This is a genomic window from uncultured Photobacterium sp., from assembly GCF_947502415.1.
Classification (GTDB): domain Bacteria; phylum Pseudomonadota; class Gammaproteobacteria; order Enterobacterales; family Vibrionaceae; genus Photobacterium.
Genome location: NZ_CANMZV010000111.1, coordinates 1 through 346 on the forward strand (window position 1 = coordinate 1; position 346 = coordinate 346).

Below are 346 nucleotides of genomic sequence, written 5' to 3' on the forward strand. Positions count from 1 at the left end.
GATCGTGATGCCAACTTGGTGATTTGAACTATAATTTATTTATTTGTTGAGTTACTGGGTGATCTTATTGGCGACGTTAGAAGTTCCTTGCCGTTACTGTTCTCAAACCAAATCAGTTCGCAAACACGGAACAGGTGCGAATAAAGCGCAACGCTATCGCTGTCTTGATTACCGAAAGTCATTTCAACTGGATTACGCCTACAATGCCTGTCATCCTGGTGTGAAAGAACAAATTGTTGATATGGCCATGAACAATGCTGGGCTACGTGATACTGCTAGAGTGCTTAAAGTTGGGGTTAATACCGTGCTGAGATCGAGCTTATCTGTGAAGTCGACGAGCAATGGT

Annotated in this window: 1 protein-coding gene; it reads left to right on the forward strand. The window is 43.1% G+C overall.

Going from position 1 to position 346, the window contains the following annotated elements:
- Positions 1–67 precede the first annotated feature (67 nt).
- On the forward strand, positions 68–346 hold a 279-nt coding region (locus Q0852_RS23750), incomplete at its 3' end, for an IS1-like element transposase (protein ID WP_299022923.1).